Source organism: Bradyrhizobium sp. Mp27 (genome assembly GCF_029953005.1).
Lineage (GTDB): Bacteria > Pseudomonadota > Alphaproteobacteria > Rhizobiales > Xanthobacteraceae > Bradyrhizobium > Bradyrhizobium barranii.
Genome location: NZ_JASAUS010000935.1, coordinates 1 through 204, shown reverse-complemented (window position 1 = coordinate 204; position 204 = coordinate 1). Strand labels below are relative to the sequence as shown.

At 60.3% G+C, this 204-nt stretch carries 1 protein-coding gene; it reads left to right on the top strand.

The genetic code is table 11. The annotated features are described in order from the left end of the window. Nucleotides 1-204, top strand: a 204-nt coding sequence (locus QJT78_RS53060; RefSeq protein WP_281461038.1) for an integrase core domain-containing protein, incomplete at both ends; no start/stop codon positions are given.

Sequence of the window (204 nt, the reverse complement as noted above, 5' to 3'; positions counted from 1 at the left end):
CACCGATGTGCTGCTGGACGCGAAGATCGCCATCAGCATGGACGGCAAGGGCGCCTGGCGCGACAACGTGTTTGTCGAGCGGCTCTGGCGCACGGTCAAATACGAAGAAGTATATCTCCGCGCCTACGACAGCGTGTCCGAGGCGCGAGCGTCAATTGCCAAGTATCTGGCCTTCTACAATCAGGGACGCCCTCACTCGAGCCT